General features: G+C 35.0%; 16 protein-coding genes. 13 read left to right on the top strand and 3 right to left on the bottom strand.

Annotation, left to right across the window (positions count from 1 at the left end):
- The first annotated feature begins 150 nt into the window (after nucleotides 1-150).
- From PGC35_RS16445 to PGC35_RS16435, 3 genes are all read left to right on the top strand, one after another.
- On the top strand, nucleotides 151-1893 hold the full coding sequence (locus PGC35_RS16445; protein WP_375219951.1) for an ABC transporter ATP-binding protein: 1743 nt from the start codon (nucleotides 151-153) through the stop codon (nucleotides 1891-1893).
- Complete coding sequence (locus tag PGC35_RS16440; RefSeq protein WP_275783372.1) at nucleotides 1890-3629, top strand: ABC transporter ATP-binding protein; 1740 nt, start codon at nucleotides 1890-1892, stop codon at nucleotides 3627-3629. The genes PGC35_RS16445 and PGC35_RS16440 overlap by 4 nt, the downstream gene beginning before the upstream one ends.
- Nucleotides 3630-3723: 94 nt before the next feature.
- On the top strand, nucleotides 3724-4974 hold the full coding sequence (locus PGC35_RS16435; RefSeq protein WP_156350822.1) for an MFS transporter: 1251 nt from the start codon (nucleotides 3724-3726) through the stop codon (nucleotides 4972-4974).
- A 205-nt stretch (nucleotides 4975-5179) separates the two neighbouring features.
- Here PGC35_RS16435 and PGC35_RS16430 read toward each other — a convergent pair whose 3' ends face one another.
- On the bottom strand, nucleotides 5180-5383 hold the full coding sequence (locus PGC35_RS16430; protein ID WP_053588321.1) for a YheE family protein: 204 nt from the start codon (nucleotides 5381-5383) through the stop codon (nucleotides 5180-5182).
- Between the two features lie 72 nt (nucleotides 5384-5455).
- On the opposite strand from PGC35_RS16430, the gene PGC35_RS16425 reads away from it, so the two are divergent.
- The 4 genes from PGC35_RS16425 (at nucleotide 5456) to PGC35_RS16410 (ending at nucleotide 8879) form a co-directional block, all read left to right on the top strand.
- Nucleotides 5456-5845 carry a ferritin-like domain-containing protein gene (locus PGC35_RS16425; protein WP_275783364.1) on the top strand — a complete coding sequence of 130 codons (390 nt, stop codon included), beginning with the start codon at nucleotides 5456-5458 and terminating at the stop codon, nucleotides 5843-5845.
- Between the two features lie 65 nt (nucleotides 5846-5910).
- Nucleotides 5911-7053 (top strand): DUF445 domain-containing protein, encoded by a 1143-nt coding sequence (locus tag PGC35_RS16420; RefSeq protein WP_375219950.1) that lies wholly within the window; start codon nucleotides 5911-5913, stop codon nucleotides 7051-7053.
- A 19-nt stretch (nucleotides 7054-7072) separates the two neighbouring features.
- Complete coding sequence (locus PGC35_RS16415) at nucleotides 7073-7417, top strand: YlbF/YmcA family competence regulator (RefSeq protein WP_053588324.1); 345 nt, start codon at nucleotides 7073-7075, stop codon at nucleotides 7415-7417.
- Nucleotides 7418-8099: 682 nt separating this feature from the next.
- The gene (locus tag PGC35_RS16410) at nucleotides 8100-8879 is read left to right on the top strand and encodes an enoyl-CoA hydratase (RefSeq protein ID WP_375219949.1); all 780 of its coding nucleotides are present in this window, start codon (nucleotides 8100-8102) and stop codon (nucleotides 8877-8879) included.
- A gap of 153 nt (nucleotides 8880-9032) precedes the next feature.
- Here the strand turns inward: PGC35_RS16410 and PGC35_RS16405 are convergent, their stop codons facing one another.
- A complete protein-coding gene (locus PGC35_RS16405) occupies nucleotides 9033-9218 on the bottom strand; it encodes a YhzD family protein (protein WP_053588328.1) in 186 nt (61 codons plus the stop codon).
- 146 nt (nucleotides 9219-9364) lie between these two features.
- Between PGC35_RS16405 and PGC35_RS16400 the strand changes: the two genes are divergently transcribed.
- The 6 genes from PGC35_RS16400 (at nucleotide 9365) to yhaM (ending at nucleotide 15044) form a co-directional block, all read left to right on the top strand.
- Nucleotides 9365-9565 carry a helix-turn-helix transcriptional regulator gene (locus PGC35_RS16400; RefSeq protein ID WP_375219948.1) on the top strand — a complete coding sequence of 67 codons (201 nt, stop codon included), beginning with the start codon at nucleotides 9365-9367 and terminating at the stop codon, nucleotides 9563-9565.
- A gap of 1 nt (nucleotide 9566) precedes the next feature.
- The gene (locus PGC35_RS16395) at nucleotides 9567-9878 is read left to right on the top strand and encodes a DUF2178 domain-containing protein (RefSeq protein ID WP_056832434.1); all 312 of its coding nucleotides are present in this window, start codon (nucleotides 9567-9569) and stop codon (nucleotides 9876-9878) included.
- 20 nt (nucleotides 9879-9898) lie between these two features.
- Nucleotides 9899-10096: a hypothetical protein gene (locus PGC35_RS16390; protein ID WP_053588331.1), complete on the top strand. Its 198-nt coding sequence runs from the start codon at nucleotides 9899-9901 to the stop codon at nucleotides 10094-10096.
- 93 nt (nucleotides 10097-10189) lie between these two features.
- Nucleotides 10190-11398: a metallophosphoesterase family protein gene (locus PGC35_RS16385; protein ID WP_375219947.1), complete on the top strand. Its 1209-nt coding sequence runs from the start codon at nucleotides 10190-10192 to the stop codon at nucleotides 11396-11398.
- A 2-nt stretch (nucleotides 11399-11400) separates the two neighbouring features.
- Nucleotides 11401-14109, top strand: a complete 2709-nt coding sequence (locus PGC35_RS16380; protein ID WP_375219946.1) for an ATP-binding protein — start codon at nucleotides 11401-11403, stop codon at nucleotides 14107-14109.
- Complete coding sequence (yhaM, locus tag PGC35_RS16375) at nucleotides 14106-15044, top strand: 3'-5' exoribonuclease YhaM (RefSeq protein ID WP_053588334.1); 939 nt, start codon at nucleotides 14106-14108, stop codon at nucleotides 15042-15044. Before PGC35_RS16380 ends, yhaM begins: the two co-directional genes overlap by 4 nt.
- A 161-nt stretch (nucleotides 15045-15205) precedes the next feature.
- On the opposite strand, the gene PGC35_RS16370 is transcribed toward yhaM, so the two are convergent.
- Nucleotides 15206-16138, bottom strand: coding sequence for a peptidylprolyl isomerase (locus tag PGC35_RS16370; RefSeq protein ID WP_375219945.1), 933 nt, complete (start codon nucleotides 16136-16138; stop codon nucleotides 15206-15208).
- Between the last annotated feature and the right edge of the window lie 10 nt (nucleotides 16139-16148).

Here is a 16148-nt window from a genome sequence, read left to right as displayed (position 1 = left end):
TTCATTTATTTCCATTTTTTAGTGAAAATGTAAGAAAGGAAGGGTTTGGATATGACTATTCAACGGACAAAACAAATTTTATTAAAGGAATCTCTAGAAGGTGGCTAGCTTGTTTTATTTAAGAGAGAGAAGAAATGAGGGGATTAAATAATGTTTTCGGTTTTATTTAAATTAAAGTGGTTTTTTAGTGATCATTGGAAGCGATATACAGTCGCTGTTAGCTTGCTCATAGTAGCAAGTGCATTTGAAGTAATACCTCCATGGTTGGTCGGAGAGGCAATAGACACCATTACAACAGGTAATATGACTCCTGACTTATTAACGATGTATGTGTTCTACTTTATCGGAATAATTATCATTGGATATGTGCTAAATTTTGTTTGGCAATATCAATTGTTTGGTGGCTCTATTACGATAGAGCGGATTTTAAGAACCAAATTAAATAGAAAATTTTTAAGTATGACACCAACATTTTATGAAAAAAATCGTACGGGTGATTTAATGGCTCGTGCAACAAATGATTTAAATGCGGTTGCAACTACAGCTGGTTTTGGAATTATGACATTGATCGATTCAACGATGTATATGGCAGCACTCATCCTAGCGATGGGGTTCATTATTTCATGGAAGCTTACATTTTTTGCAATATTACCGATTCCGATTTTAGCTTTTATCATGCAATATTTAGGGAAAATAATTCATGAAAAATATATGACTGCACAAGATGCATTTGGCGATTTAAATGACCGAGTTCTTGAATCTGTTGCTGGTGTTCGTGTTATTCGTGCATATGTCCAAGAAAGAGCAGACGAAAAGAAGTTTGCAGACATGAGTGAAGAAGTATACCAAAAAAATATGGTCGTTGAACGAATTGATGCACTATTTGGTCCAATTACAAAAGTAGGTACAGGTATCAGTTATGTAGTTGCTTTAGGTTACGGTGCATATCTCGTTTCACAAAATGAAATGACAGTTGGGAATTTAATCACATTTAACGTTTACTTAGGGATGGCAATATGGCCAATGTTTGCAATTGGAGAATTAATCAATGTTATGCAACGTGGGAATGCTTCCTTAGATCGTGTGCAAGAAACGCTGGACTATGAAGCTGATGTAAAAGATCCATTGAGTCCTGTGAAACTATATGATGTGAATTCCATCGGATTTGAAGATGTTGGTTTCCAATATCCAATGTCACAGGTGAAAAATCTTCAAAATATCCGAGTAAACCTTCAAAAAGGGCAAACACTTGGTATTGTCGGAAAAACAGGATCAGGAAAAACAACCTTTATGAAACAACTTTTAAAGGAATATCCTATTGGAGCTGGACAGCTAACAATTGGAGATATAGCAATTTCTGAGCAAACAAAAGAGCAAGTTCTAGAATGGATTGGATACGTTCCGCAGGATCATGTTCTATTCTCACGGACAATTCGTCAAAACATTCTTTTTGGTAAAGAAGATGCAACGGAAGAAGAGCTAGAAGAAGCAATTCGATTAGCGCATTTCCAACGTGATTTGATGAACTTGCCGATGGGTCTTGAAACATTGGTAGGAGAAAAGGGTGTCTCTTTATCAGGTGGTCAAAAACAACGGGTATCTATTGCAAGAGCACTTATTAAAAATCCAGAGATTTTACTATTAGATGATTCGCTTTCCGCAGTGGATGCGAAAACAGAAGCAAAAATTATTGAAAATATACAAAATGAACGTAGTGGGAAGACAACAATTATTACGACGCATCGATTGTCAGGTATTCAACATGCAGACCATATTATCGTTTTAGACGAAGGAATGGTTGTAGAAGAAGGTACTCATGAGGAACTTCTTCAGCAAAATGGTTGGTATAAAGAGCAATACGATCGTCAACAGCTTGAGGGGGTGTCGTCATGAGTACAGGAAAACGACTCTACCATTATGCGTTATTTTATAAAAAGCCAATTTTACTTGGTTTAATCTTTTTAACAATTGCAGTGTTTGCAGACTTAACCGGTCCATTCATCGCAAAGAAAATTATCGACGACCATATTACAGAAGGGGCTATTGATCTTCAGCCTATATTAATGCTATTAGCTGTATTCTTTGGTTTATCGATTGTAACAGCAGTTTTTAGATACTTTATGTTTATTAATCTTCAGATTGGGGCTAACCGTGTTGTACAAAAGCTGAGAAATGATGTATTTCAGCATATACAAACATTGCCAATACAGTATTTTGATAACTTGCCTGCTGGAAAGGTAGTTGCACGTGTTACAAATGATACAGAAGCTATTCGTAATCTATATGTGCAGGTACTATCTCAGTTTGCAACAAGTATTATTTCAATCGCAGGTGTTTATGTAGCTTTATTTATCCTAAATGTAAAAATGGCTGCAATGGCGCTTTTTGTTGTACCAATCGTTTATGTATGGATGATCGGATATCGAAAATATGCTTCTAAATATAATCATATTGTTCGTACGAAGATTGCCGATTTGAATGCAATGCTGAACGAATCAATTCAAGGTATGTCCATTATTCAAGCTTTTAAACGAGAGAAGCAAATGGAACGTGAATTTGAAGAGATGAATGGAGAGCATTACCGCTATCAAAATAAATTGCTTACACTTGATTCGGCAACTTCATTTAACTTAGTTAGTGTTTTACGATCCTTAATGTTTATTATGTTTATTTGGTATTTTGGTAGCCAGTCCATGGAACCAAATACAATCATTTCAGCAGGTATGCTTTATGCATTTGTTGATTATACGACAAGACTATTTAATCCGATTACAGGAATTGTGAATCAATTTTCGCAATTGGAGAGATCTCTTGTTGCAGGTAATCGTGTGTTCCGTTTACTTGATGAATCAGGAGAAAAAGTGGAAGATCAACGTATGGAACGATATGAAGGAAATGTTGAGTTTCAAAATGTATCTTTTGCATATAAAGAGAAGGATTATGTATTAAAAAATTTAAACTTTGTAGCCAATAAAGGGGAAACGGTAGCACTTGTTGGGCATACTGGATCAGGAAAAAGCTCGATTATGAACTTATTGTTCCGTTTCTATGATCCATCAAAAGGAAAGATTCTCATTGATGGTGTTGATATAACATCGTTACCAAGGCAAACAATAAGAGATCATATGGGTATCGTTTTGCAGGATCCTTATTTATTTTCAGGAACAATCGAGTCAAACGTAAGCTTAAATGATCCTCGTATTTCCCGTAAGACAGTGGAGGCTGCATTGGAAGCAGTTGGGGGAGAGCGAGTATTAAAGAATCTTGAAAAAGGTTTAGATGAACCTGTAATTGAAAAGGGTAGTACACTATCCTCTGGACAAAGACAGCTAGTTTCATTCGCTCGAGCACTTGCTTTCGACCCTGCCATTCTAATATTGGATGAGGCAACTTCAAATATTGATACAGAAACGGAAGAAATAATACAGCATGCAATGGATGTATTGAAAAAAGGAAGAACAACTTTTATCATTGCACACCGACTTTCTACTATTAAGAATGCAGATCGAATTTTAGTATTAGATCGTGGTGAAATTGTAGAGAGTGGAACGCATGATGAGTTGCTACAGCTACAAGGACGCTATGAACAAATGTATAAATTACAAGCAGGAGTATCACAGCACGTATAATACGTGCGGGGATATTCCCTTTTTTATGTATTGAAGTTTTCTATCGAAAATCGTATATTTAGTGAGACGAAATAAAAAGCAAGAGAGGTATCTTATGATCCTGTGGCTAAAAGATTGGAAAACAAAAATATCTTCATTCAATAGGAATATACGGTTATTCATGATGGCAAATATTCTTATACAAGTAGGTATGGGAGTTTTTTCTGTCATGTATAATTTATATTTAAAGGAGCTGGGATTTCCTGAAACCGTAAATGGTAAAGTGATTACGATGACTTCTCTTGCATCGGCAATCATGTTAATACCTGCTGGCTTTTTAAGCGATCGTTTTGGACGAAAATGGATGATTATTGTTGGTTCGATGGTGACAGTGTTAACATTATTTTATAGAAGCGTAATGGTGGAAGAACAATCGTTAATTTATGCCGCATTTTTAACTGGACTATTCATGGCGCTTGTCCAAGTTTCAGGTGTCCCTTTCTTAGCAGAAAACTCGAATGCTAGTGAACGTATGCATTTGTTTAGTATCCATTTCTCTTTAGTGACCATTGCAAGTGTCATTGGAAGTTTCGGTGGAGGTGTATTAGCTGATGCACTACACTTGTATGCTGCTATGCCTATTCAGGAATCGATAAAATGGGTTTTAATAGTAGGTACCATTGTATTCGCACTAGGCTTAATCCCTTTATTTAAATTAAAACCAATAGCAAGACAAGAAAATAAAACTGCTAAAACAAGTGAGAAGGAATTACCAAGTTCTTTCAAAAGAAATATTATAATCATTGTATTGTTTGGTTTTTCCAACTTGTTAATCGGTACAGGATCAGGTTTAGTTATTCCTTATTTGAACTTATACTTTGCTAACCGTTTTGATGCATCTAATTCATATATTGGTTTGATATTATCATTAGGCTCAGGAATGACGGCTATTGCAATGCTTATTGGCCCAGCACTTGTAAAAAGAGTAGGGCAGGTTCGTGCACTTGTAATTTTTCAATTACTATCAATCCCTTTTTTATTTATCACTGGTTATACCAATTCCTTGCTAGTAGCATCAATCGGATTTTTGCTACGTCAAGCACTTATGAATGCTGGAAATCCAATACAAAGTGCTATTGCAATGGATTTAGTTCATGATAAATATAAGGGGCTTGCCAATTCAGTAAACCAGATGGTATTCAATATTGGATGGGCTAGCACTGGAGCTATCTCTACAGGATTGGTAATGACATATGGAGCATATTGGGGATATGCTTATACCTTCACAATAACAGGAGTTCTTTATATCATAGCTTCCACTTATTTTTATGTTTTATTTGGCCGGAAAAAAATTGGTACAATGTAAAACGAAGTGATTATCATAATCTATAAAACTATTACACGTGCCGAGTTTAAGATGAGAATGAAGTTTAGTAGAGGGAGAACCAATGAGATGTGTTTGATGAAAGACAACAGGAAAAGTGTTTCTAGGATCTGTATTTGATTATTTAGAAGACAAATAAAATACTAAACTGCATGTGTTTTTTTAAGCACATGCAGTTTTTATGTTGTTAATCGTAAACGTGAAACAGCATTAGCTCATGAATCATTTTTTTTATAGTTTCTTCATCAGCTGGTACGATTCCATTCCAATTGATTGTGCCATCCGGTTCGTATTCACCTGTATATCGTACTTGTTTATAGAAGAATGAGATAGACCAGCCCGGTAATTGCTTATTTTCATATAGTGGTTTAAAGCTAAAATGCTGTAACAAAATAATCATCCTTTCATGTGACATAATTTCCATGCATACACTAGTAGAAATGACTAGTGAAGGAGCATCTACTTGTTTATTGAAAAATTACAACTTGCGATTCAAAATGAATACGCAGATTACCATTTCTATAAAGATATGTATAAATTGACGAACGATCCATATTGGCAAGGGTTTATTCAACATGCTTATGAAGATGAAAAAAGCCACTATGAAATGTTTCAACAACTCTATTATATGCTGACAGGGACTTATGTTCAAAGTCTGAAAAAAAAGCCACCTTGCATAGACTTAAAAACTTGTGCAAAGAATGCGATTAAAGATGAGTTAGAAGGAGCTGAAATGTATAAAGAAATGCTGCTCCAAATACCTGTTCAGCAAGCATATGCGCCACTATTTGTGGCAATGCATGATGAAACGGAGCATGCTATACGTTTTTCGACAATGTTCAACGCATTGTAATTCTTTTAGTGTTTGTCCTTCCTCTGCTATAATAAATTATATGCTAGAGGAAAAAGGTGAAATAGATGGATTTATTTTGGACGATTTTATTCATGGCAGCAGTCGGAGCAGCGATAGGGGCAGTAACAAATCACTTTGCTATTCAAATGCTTTTTCGACCACATGAGGCAAAATATATTGGATCTTGGCGAATCCCGTTCACACCTGGTTTAATTCCAAAGAGACGAGATGAACTTGCCAAACAACTAGGAAATACAGTAATCAATCACTTATTGACCCCAGATATTTTCAAAAGAAAATATTTTAATGAAGAAATGCAAGACAAGACTACGAAGTTAATCGTTCGACAATTAAATGAGAAAATTCTACTTTCTGATAAAACGATTGAAGATTGGTTAAAGCTAAGTGGCATTGAAAATATTGTAACAATAGCTAATACGAAAATAGATGAGCAAGTGGATATACAATTTAATCGTTTAAAAAACCGTTTTGAAAAGGAGACGATTAGACAGTTAGCTCCGGAAGATTGGCAGTTTAAAGCAGATAGTAAAATAGGAGAAATTGTGTCATACATCCTTTTTAAAGGAGAAGAATTTTTTCAGTCTGAAGAAGGTAAACGTACTGTAAAAAATTTAATTGATGATTTCCTATCTACTAAAGGAACGCTTGGAAGCATGATTCAAATGTTTGTTGGTGAATCTTCCTCTCTTGCAGGAAAAGTGCAACCAGAAATATTAAAGTTTTTAAAAGCACCAGGTACCAAAAATATGCTAGAAAATATTGTTCGTAATGAGTGGGAAAAGCTTAAAGACCGACCAATTGTGGAAATAATGGACGGCTTTGATTTTGAACCAGTCGTAAAAAATGTAAAAAGTTATTTGAAGAAGGAACTAGCAATCGAAGAGCGTTTAAGTCATAGTTTAGTTCATTATTTCCCAGAGGCAACAGAATGGACGCAAACTACGCTTGTCCCAAAATTGACTTCCTTTGCATTCATGGAAGCGGAAGCTAAGCTAGAAGAAGTATTGCGTAAAATGAAATTAGAAGATATGGTAAAAGAGCAAGTCGATTCTTTCCCAGTAGCACGTTTAGAGGAAATCGTTTTAGGTATATCGAAACGTGAGTTTAAAATGATTACAGTACTTGGTGGATTCTTAGGTGGTCTTATAGGGATCATACAGGGACTAATCGTCTTTATTACAAGCTAAATAAAAGGAGCTAATAAAAATGGTCAATATTTACGATGATATTAATAAATTGGAAGCAACACTACGTAAAACCGATGAATTTGCTAAGGTAAAAGCAGCGGTGGAATCTGTTAAAGCAGATCCTGAGGCACTTGCATTATTTCAAAGCTTTCGTAAGATTCAACTTTCCCTTCAAGAAAAGCAAATGAAGGGGGAAGAAATTTCTGGTGAAGAGCTAGAATATGCACAAAAAACTGCACAGCTTGCTCAAGGAAATGAAAAAATCTTTCAAATGCTCCAAGCAGAAATGAGTTTAAGTCAGTTAATTGAAGAAGTAAACAGAGTTTTAATTAAACCAGTACAAGAATTATACGAAGGTATTTAATGCTAAGGATCTCCTAAAATAGGAGATCCTTTTTTAATTTAAAGACCATTATTAAGTCAACGTGGGATCTAGTATTTTATATCTTAAATATATTTTAAACAACATAGAATACTAGAAACACTGATGCGCGCTTGCCGCAAGCTACGCAAGAGCCACCGTAGGATAAAAACTAGAAACACGGATGTGCGCTTGCTGCACGCTACGCATGAGCCTCCGCAGGATGAGTCGCTCCTTCGTCGCTCGCACATCCTATTGACCACTGTTTATGAAAATTTCACTTTTTATAAATCATTGCACATTTTAATATAAAACCTATTATAAAACCTTTTATTTGTAATGGCTGACACCTGCATTCGCGCCTTCCCAGCCGCATGACGTGCCGTATGAGACAGATGGATGCGTCTAGCGCATGCAGCGGCTCATGCGGACGTGCGGCCAGCACGAATGCATATAGATAAGTAGTATTCCTTGGAACTTAAAGTCTAATTTATTTGCTCTTTTAAGACTCCGATATACGCTTGCCACACGCTACGCATGAGTCTAGGCATGAGCAATAACTGCCCCTGATATTTAAACACATAAAAATGAAGTTTAACAGAGCTGAAAATAATAGAAGGAATAATTTATTAGATGTCGAATTATTAATAAATGAATAACCATTCACTTATAAAGGGGAATTGCTATGTATAAGACTTTATTGTTAGAAAAAGAAGGAAGAATTGCTACGCTAACATTAAATAGACCACAAGCCATGAATTCAATGGATGATGTGATGATGAAAGAGCTAGCGGAATGTTTTGAGTCTCTTAAAGAAGATCGCTCCGTACAAGTGTTGATTATAAAAGGAGAGGGGCGTGCGTTTTCTGCTGGAGGAGACATAAAGGCAATGCTGGATACAGAGAATCCTTTTAATATTGAAGAAGTCATGGTGTATCTTGGGCGACTCGCAAAAACATTATATACATTACCTCAAATTACAATTGCCTCTGTTCACGGTGCCGCAGCAGGTTTAGGCTTCAGTATGGTACTGGGCTGCGATATTATTATCGCGGAAGAAAATAGTAAGCTCGCTATGAACTTTATTGGCATAGGGCTAATACCAGATGGAGGCGGGCATTTCTTCTTAAAAGAAAGAGTGGGAATCCCAAAGGCGAAACAACTTATGTGGAGTGGGCAACTGTTTTCAGGAAAGGAAGCGCAAAAAATCGGCTTAGTGGATGAAGTGGCTTCTGATGGTTTAGGTTATACAACAGCAAATTCCTATGCACAGAAACTTCTCCAGTCGCCAATAGCGGCTATGATTGCGTCGAAAGAAATATTACACGCTACAAAAGTAGATGAACTAGCAGCAGTAGTAGAAAAAGAAGCTATAGCTCAGACTGCTTTGCGTAAAACTGCTGACCATCTAGAAGGCATTCAAGCTTTTGTTGAAAAACGCAAGCCTACTTTCAAAGGGGAATAAAAGAATGGAAGTAAAAATAGAGGTTGTTAAATCATGGGCACGTACTTTTCATGAGGATGAAGCCTGACTAACCTCGATAACCTAAAAATTGCAGAAGCTTCAATGGGTATAAAAAAAGGACATAACCTCTTTGGGGGTTATGTCCTTTTCAAATTACACGTGAAATAAAACCAGTTTTCCAGCGTTGTTCACTAAACGATGAGTCGTTTTAGTAAAGCCTTTTTCTTCAATAAATTGCTCGCCTTTTTTCTTCGCGTCTTCGTCGTTATCGAAATTCCATGTTTCTTCTACAATAAGCTTTCCTGTTGGTTCAAATGCAGTAAATTTATATGTTTTCAAGAATCAACACCCCTTTGTTCTTCTTATACCTAATATTATACAACAAAAAAACTTTAAAAGAAAAATGTAAAGTTAACTTGACAAACGAAAACGGAGTAAAGTATACTTTACGTAAAGTTAGCTTTACAAAAAAGGTAGGAGTATACATGGAAAATTTAGTTAGAGATAAACGAATGGCATTAGGGATGACACAGGATGAGCTATCAGAAATGCTTAATGTTTCCAGACAAACAATTATTTCGTTAGAAAAGGGAAGATATAATCCATCCATCACATTAGCTTTTAAGCTTTCTGAATTGTTCAATTGTACGATCGAAGACATATTTATTTATGAGGAGGAAGATTAGTATGTATGAGAAATTTGATTTAGTGTCATTTATGTTAGGTTTGCCTCTTGCAATTGTAGTTATGGCTATTGTTTTATTAATCAATAGAAAAATAGGTAAGAAAAAACGGTGGTTCGATGAAAGATATACGAGAATACATGAAAAAGCAAGATCCATTTCTTGGATGACAACTACTGTTGTTATATTAATCGTATGGATGATAATCCTGACTATTGAAGGTCCAGGTCTTTACTTTTTCTTAATGACTGCTATTTGGGTAATTCATATGACTTCTTATTTAATAGGTGCTGTAATAGCTAGTAAAGATAACTAAAAATCGGAGGGGTTTTTTTAATGAAAAAAAATACTAAATTTGCTCTACTCGTTTCCTTATTTGTACTAATCGGAATCCCTCTATTTTTTCTTTTGATCTCACTGCTAACAAATGAACGGAATTATTTTTTATATAGTATTTTTCCTTCCTTTGCAGCTGGATTTACCGGACTAATAATCAGTGTTCAACAAATAAAAAAAGAACGAAAAAGTTTGTAAACTTTTTATTAAAGATTGTACACATTTCACTGTATACAATCTTTTCTTTATGATAAAATAAGAACAAATATTCGATTTTGTGAGGTGTGGTAAATGACTGGAGTTCGTTTTCTACATATAGCTGATTTACACTTAGATAGTCCATTTAAAGGGCTTACCTCTATTCCGCAAAATAAATTGCAAGATATACGTGAAAGTACATTTAAAGCTTTTACAAATATTATTAATTATGCAAAAGCAAGTAAGCCTGATTTTATTTTAATTGTTGGTGATATTTATGATGGAGAAAATAGAAGTTTACGTGCTCAGCATCTATTTCAAAAAGGGATGGAAGAGCTTTCTTCTGTAGGTATCCCTGTTTTTATTTGCTATGGAAACCATGATCATTTGAGTGGCAATTGGGTGAGATTCCAACTACCTGATAATGTAGACGTGTTTGAGGAAGAAGTAGACACAAAAACACTTGAAGTGGAAGGTAATAAAGTCCATATATCAGGATTTAGTTATAAGGAGAGGCATATTCGTGATGCCATGCATGTCCATTATCCAATAGCGAATGGATTAGATTACCACATTGGAATGCTACATGGAAGTATCGAAGGAAACGAAGAACATGATGTATATGCGCCTTTTCGACAAGCGGATTTAATAAGTAAAGGATATGATTATTGGGCACTTGGTCATATTCACAAGCGGCAAATTTTATCTGATGACCCTCCTATCGTCTACCCTGGTAATACACAAAGTAGACACCGAAACGAAAAGGGTTTGAAAGGATTCTATGAGGTCTCCTTAACAAAAGGACAAGCTAACCTTCAATTTATCCATTCTTCTGCATTTATTTATGACGAGGTAGCAGTGTCTTGTGATGGAATAATTCATGCAAATGAATTGATTGCCCGCATAGAAGTAACCCTTCGTGATTATATAGAATCAAATGGAAGTGCAATTGTTGATGTAATGTTAACTGATATTACGGAAGATACGGAAGAACTTTTACAATCTTCTACAAATGAAGAATGGCTCCAAATAATACAAGAAAGTATACGTGGAGAGGAAAATTTTATCGTTGTTCAAAAGCTCCGAATACAAATGCCGAAGGAGATATGGAGTGAATCCTCTGCTATTGTTCAGTCTATAGAACAATGGAACAATGCCGACTGGAAATATGCATTAAAGGAATTATATCAGCACCCAAAAGGTAGTAGATATCTGGAGACAATTAGTTCAGAGTTTGTGAAGGAAACGATAAATGAAGTTGAACAGCTGCTTTCAAACGTTTTAGCAAAGAGGAGTGAATAACGATGAAAATTGAAAAACTCCATATTTATGGCTTTGGAAAGCACGAAAATGTACAAATAGACTTTCAATCTGGATTAAACGTACTATTTGGTGAAAATGAAGCTGGAAAATCGTCCATTCAGCAATTCATTTTGCATATACTTTTTGGCTTTCCACAAAAAAATGCACAACTATTAAGATATGAACCGAAAAGTGGCGCAATGTATGGTGGAAAGATTCAATTTTACGATGAACAAAAGGGACGTGTGGTAATTGAAAGGATTAAAGGAAAAGCAAGCGGTGACGTCATAGTTTACTTTGAGAATGGAGACCGTGGAGGAGAAAAAGAATTAGCATCCCTCTTACATTCATATAATCGTTCTGATTTTGAGGCGATTTTTTCATTTTCACTTCTTCAATTACAGGGTTTTGAAAAATTGACTGAAGAAGAGTTAACCCGAACTTTGCTTGCTTCCGGAACGACTGGTATGGACACATTATCAAAGGTGGAAGCTCAATTTGTCAAAGAAATGGGTGATTTATTTAAACCAAGTGGCAAAAAACCTCTCATAAATCAAAAAATAGATGAACTACGTGTATTAGAAGAAGAGTGGAAGCTATATCTAGAAAAAGTAAATGAGTACGAGCCATCTATTAATCGTTTGAGGGAAATAGACTCCCTTCTAGTCCAATCATCTGAACAAGAAAAACAAGCCCAATCACAATTACAACTTTATATGCAATGGAAGCAATTAAAACCATTAAAAGAAAAGCAGTTAGAGCATGAAGAATCTTATGAAAAAGTCAAAGAGCAGATTTTTCCTGCAGATGGTATCAGACGTTATGAAATGATAAAAGACAAAAGAATGAGCGTTCATATTGCGAATGAACAGTTAAGAGACAATCTCAAAGAGTTAAAGAATAATAATGAAATATTGTCATTAGAAGAATTGGAAAGATTGAAAGCCTTCTTAGCATACGAAACAGAATGGCATCAGCTCAAAGCAAAACGAATACAAATAGAAGAAGAACAAACGAAAACCTTACAAAATCAAATGCAGCAATTATCTCTTGTAGGAATAGATTGGGAGAAGAACTTAAGCAACATTACAGAAGCAGATGTATCTATTCAACAAGAAGAAAAGCTAATAACTCTTTTAAAAGAACGAGAAAAGTTAGAAAGTGAACTGCTTCAGGAAAAACGTATATTACAAATGAAAAAGGAAGATCTTCACCATCAGAAAACACGTATTTCAGAAGTGAGGCATACTAAAAAAGAGGAAAGTAAAGCAGATGGAATTAGCTTAACACTTAGCGGTGCCATCCTTCTTTTGGGAATTATTTTTAGTTTTGTCCTATCCAATTGGATGTTTGGATTAGCTTCACTAATAGTCAGTGTCATTGTTTTTGTTGGTTTTAATTATTTGAAAAAAATGATGACTCAAACAGAAGATGTACAAACATATGAAAAACTATTATTAAAAGAAGAGGACGCTCTATTTCAGCAAATTAATCAGCTGGAGAATAAAATAAATGATTTAGAGCAACGTGAGCATTCTATTAATCAGCATGTACAATTATTTCTAAATAATTATTATTTAAATAACCAACTTTCACCGAGTTTATTAAAAGAGCTATTTAATAGATTACGTTTAATTCAAGAGCAACAAATCCACCTCGATCAAATGGAAATAAAATTAAATGAAATAAACATAAGAATGAAAGAACTATTGGAGCAGTCCAAAATAGTAGCAGATATTTTCTTAATTGATGACATGTTATTCCATCAGCTTCGTGAGCACTATCTTTCAGAGAAAAAGAAATTTGAAGAAAATGAATCTATTCGAGATAAAATAAATGAGATTGTAACTAAGCAAAAAGAAAATACTTCATTGCTTGATGTGTATGCAGAAAGCATTCAAACGCTATTTCAAGAAGCAAATGCAAAGTCCGAAAGTGATTTTTATGAGGCTCATCGATTATTTGAACAAAAAGTATTTTTAGAAAAAGAATTACATCAGTTACAAATGCAATTAGGGAATCTAGAAATAGACATAGAGGACTTTGAAGAAGAGTTTGAACGGGAAACCAAGGAACAATTAACTAATATCCAGAAGAATCGTAATGAATTGATTCAAGAGAGAGCATCTTTAGATTATAAGACTAACATACTGCTCCACGATGAAAAGCAAAGTGATATGTTACAAAAACTAGAACAAAAAAAAGCAGAGCTGCAAGAATATGTGAAGCAATGGGCAGCATTAAAAGCTGTTGTTGTAGCTATAAAACAAATGATGGTGCAACTAAAAGAGGAACGTCTACCCGAAGTGCTAGACTTGGCTCAAAGCTATTTTCAAAGGCTTACTAGTCAATCATACGAACAATTGATATTAACACCAGAAGGAATCTTTGAGGCTGTCAAATATAACGGACAGCGTTTTAAAATTGCAGAACTAAGTCAAGCAACAAAAGAGCAGGCGTATATCTCACTACGTATTGCATTAGCTATATCATTAAAAATGAAAGCACCTTTTCCAATTATTATGGATGATCCTTTTGTACATTTCGATCGTTTCCGATTACAACAAGTGGTACAATTAATGGAGGAGCTACAAAAAGAGCATCAACTACTGTATTTTACATGTCATGAAAATATGCAATATGTCTGGAAGGATGTAAATGTCATACGAGTAGCGACATTATTAGCTGGAAGTGGAGGGATTGTGAAATGAAAGGTATTACACAATTACGAGTAGGGGATCCAGTAGATCATTTCTTACTAATCAAACAATCGACAAAAGGAATTACAACTGTTGGGAAACCATTTATGTCGCTTTTATTGCAAGATAAAAGTGGCGATATAGAAGCTAAATTATGGGATACAAACGAAGAGCATGAAAAGCTATTTGCAGCAAGTCAAATAGTTCGTGTCGGTGGTGAAATACAAGATTACCGTGGGAAATTTCAACTTCGTGTAAAAAGTATTCGACCTGCAAAAGCAGATGAACCGATTACAATAAATGATTTGGTTCCATCTGCTGCAAAATCTAAAGAAGAATTGATGGAAGAGCTCATGCAATTTTTCTTTGAGATGAAAAATCCTTTAATACAGAGAATTACTCGACATTTATTAAAAAAGCATCAAAATGAGTTTATGACGTTTCCAGCAGCTACAAAAAATCATCATGATTATGCATCTGGTTTGATTGATCATGTCGTATCCATGTTGAAGCTAGGAAAAGCTTTATGTGATCTTTATCCAACACTTAACAAAGACTTGCTATTCGCAGGAATTATTTTGCACGATATAGGAAAGGTACTAGAGCTGTCTGGACCTGTAGCAACTACGTATACAATTGAAGGTAATTTACTTGGTCACATTACAATTATGGTGAACGAGATATCGAAGGCCGCAGAAGAGCTTCAAATTGAAGGAGAAGAGGTAATGCTCCTTCAACATATGGTACTTAGTCATCATGGTAAAGAAGAATGGGGAAGCCCAAAACGTCCAATGGTTCGCGAAGCCGAAATCTTGCATTATATTGACAATATTGATGCGAAGATGAACATGTTAAATCGGGCTTTAGATAAAACGAATCCAGGTGAATTTACAGAGCGCTTATTCCCACTTGAAAACCGTTCATTTTATAAACCTACATTTGAATAATAAAAAAAACGTAAAAGCTCTATGCTTTTACGTTTTTTTCTGATCAGATGAGAAAAAAAGGGGAGAGTGACCCAGTCACTTTCCCCTTTTCAATAATATTCTAGATAATAGTGTAGACGAGGTATAGTCCAAAGTGTCCGCCAAAAAAGACATTGGGCTAATTATTTTTCACTATCAGTAGTTGTATCTGCTTCTTCTTCAGTTGTACCTTCTTCAGCAGGTGCGTCTGAAGCATTTAAAAATTGATCTAACGCAGTTTTTAAGTCTTCATCTTTAATTTTGATATCAGCGTCTTTCATCATCTTCGAAACTTTAGTCAACAATGTAGAAGTATCTGCTTTTTCAAGCTTTAATTGTTTCTCAAGTTCTGCTTTTTTATCTTCATATGATTCTTCGATTGTACGCTTGTCCGTTACTTCAATAATGTGGAAACCATGTTGTGATTGGACTGGATCACTAATTACATTTTTTTCTAATGCAAATGCAGCTTCTTCAAATTCTGGTACCATTGCACCTTTACCAAACCAACCTAATTCTCCACCAGATTGTTGAGCTGCCGGTTCAGTAGAATATTCTTTTGCTACTTCAGCAAAGTCTTTGCCTGATTCTAGTTCACTTTTTACTTTTTTAGCAGTTGCTTCATCTGCAACTAAAACGTGGCGAGCGTTAATTTCGTTTTTAATATTTTCATATTCTGCCTTAACTTCTTCTTCTGTAACGTCTACATCTTCAATTAGAGCTTTTTCTTGCAGTAAGTTAAGTTCTAAGTACTTTTTATATGATTCTTCTGTATAACCTTGTTGTGCGATCATAGCTTCGAAGTTTTCGCCTAATTGCTCTTTGTCAGCTTTCAATTGAGCGTCTACTTCTTTTTTAGTCACATCATACTTAGAATCAAGTACTTTTTCGATCATAAGAAGTTGAAATGCTTGGTCTCCAATAGATGATTTCATTTCTTCATATAGATCGTTTTGCGTGATATCTCCAACTTTTGAAGTAGCAATTACTTCACTGTTATCTGCAGAATCATTGCTACATGCTCCTAATGCAAGGACTGACGCTGCAAGTGTAAATGACAATACTGTTTTTTTCATTTTTTTCTCT

It is taken from the genome of Psychrobacillus sp. PGGUH221, from assembly GCF_042055255.1.
Lineage (GTDB): Bacteria > Bacillota > Bacilli > Bacillales_A > Planococcaceae > Psychrobacillus.
The sequence above is the reverse complement of the archived record's forward strand: the minus strand, read 5'-3'. Positions and strand labels throughout refer to the sequence as shown.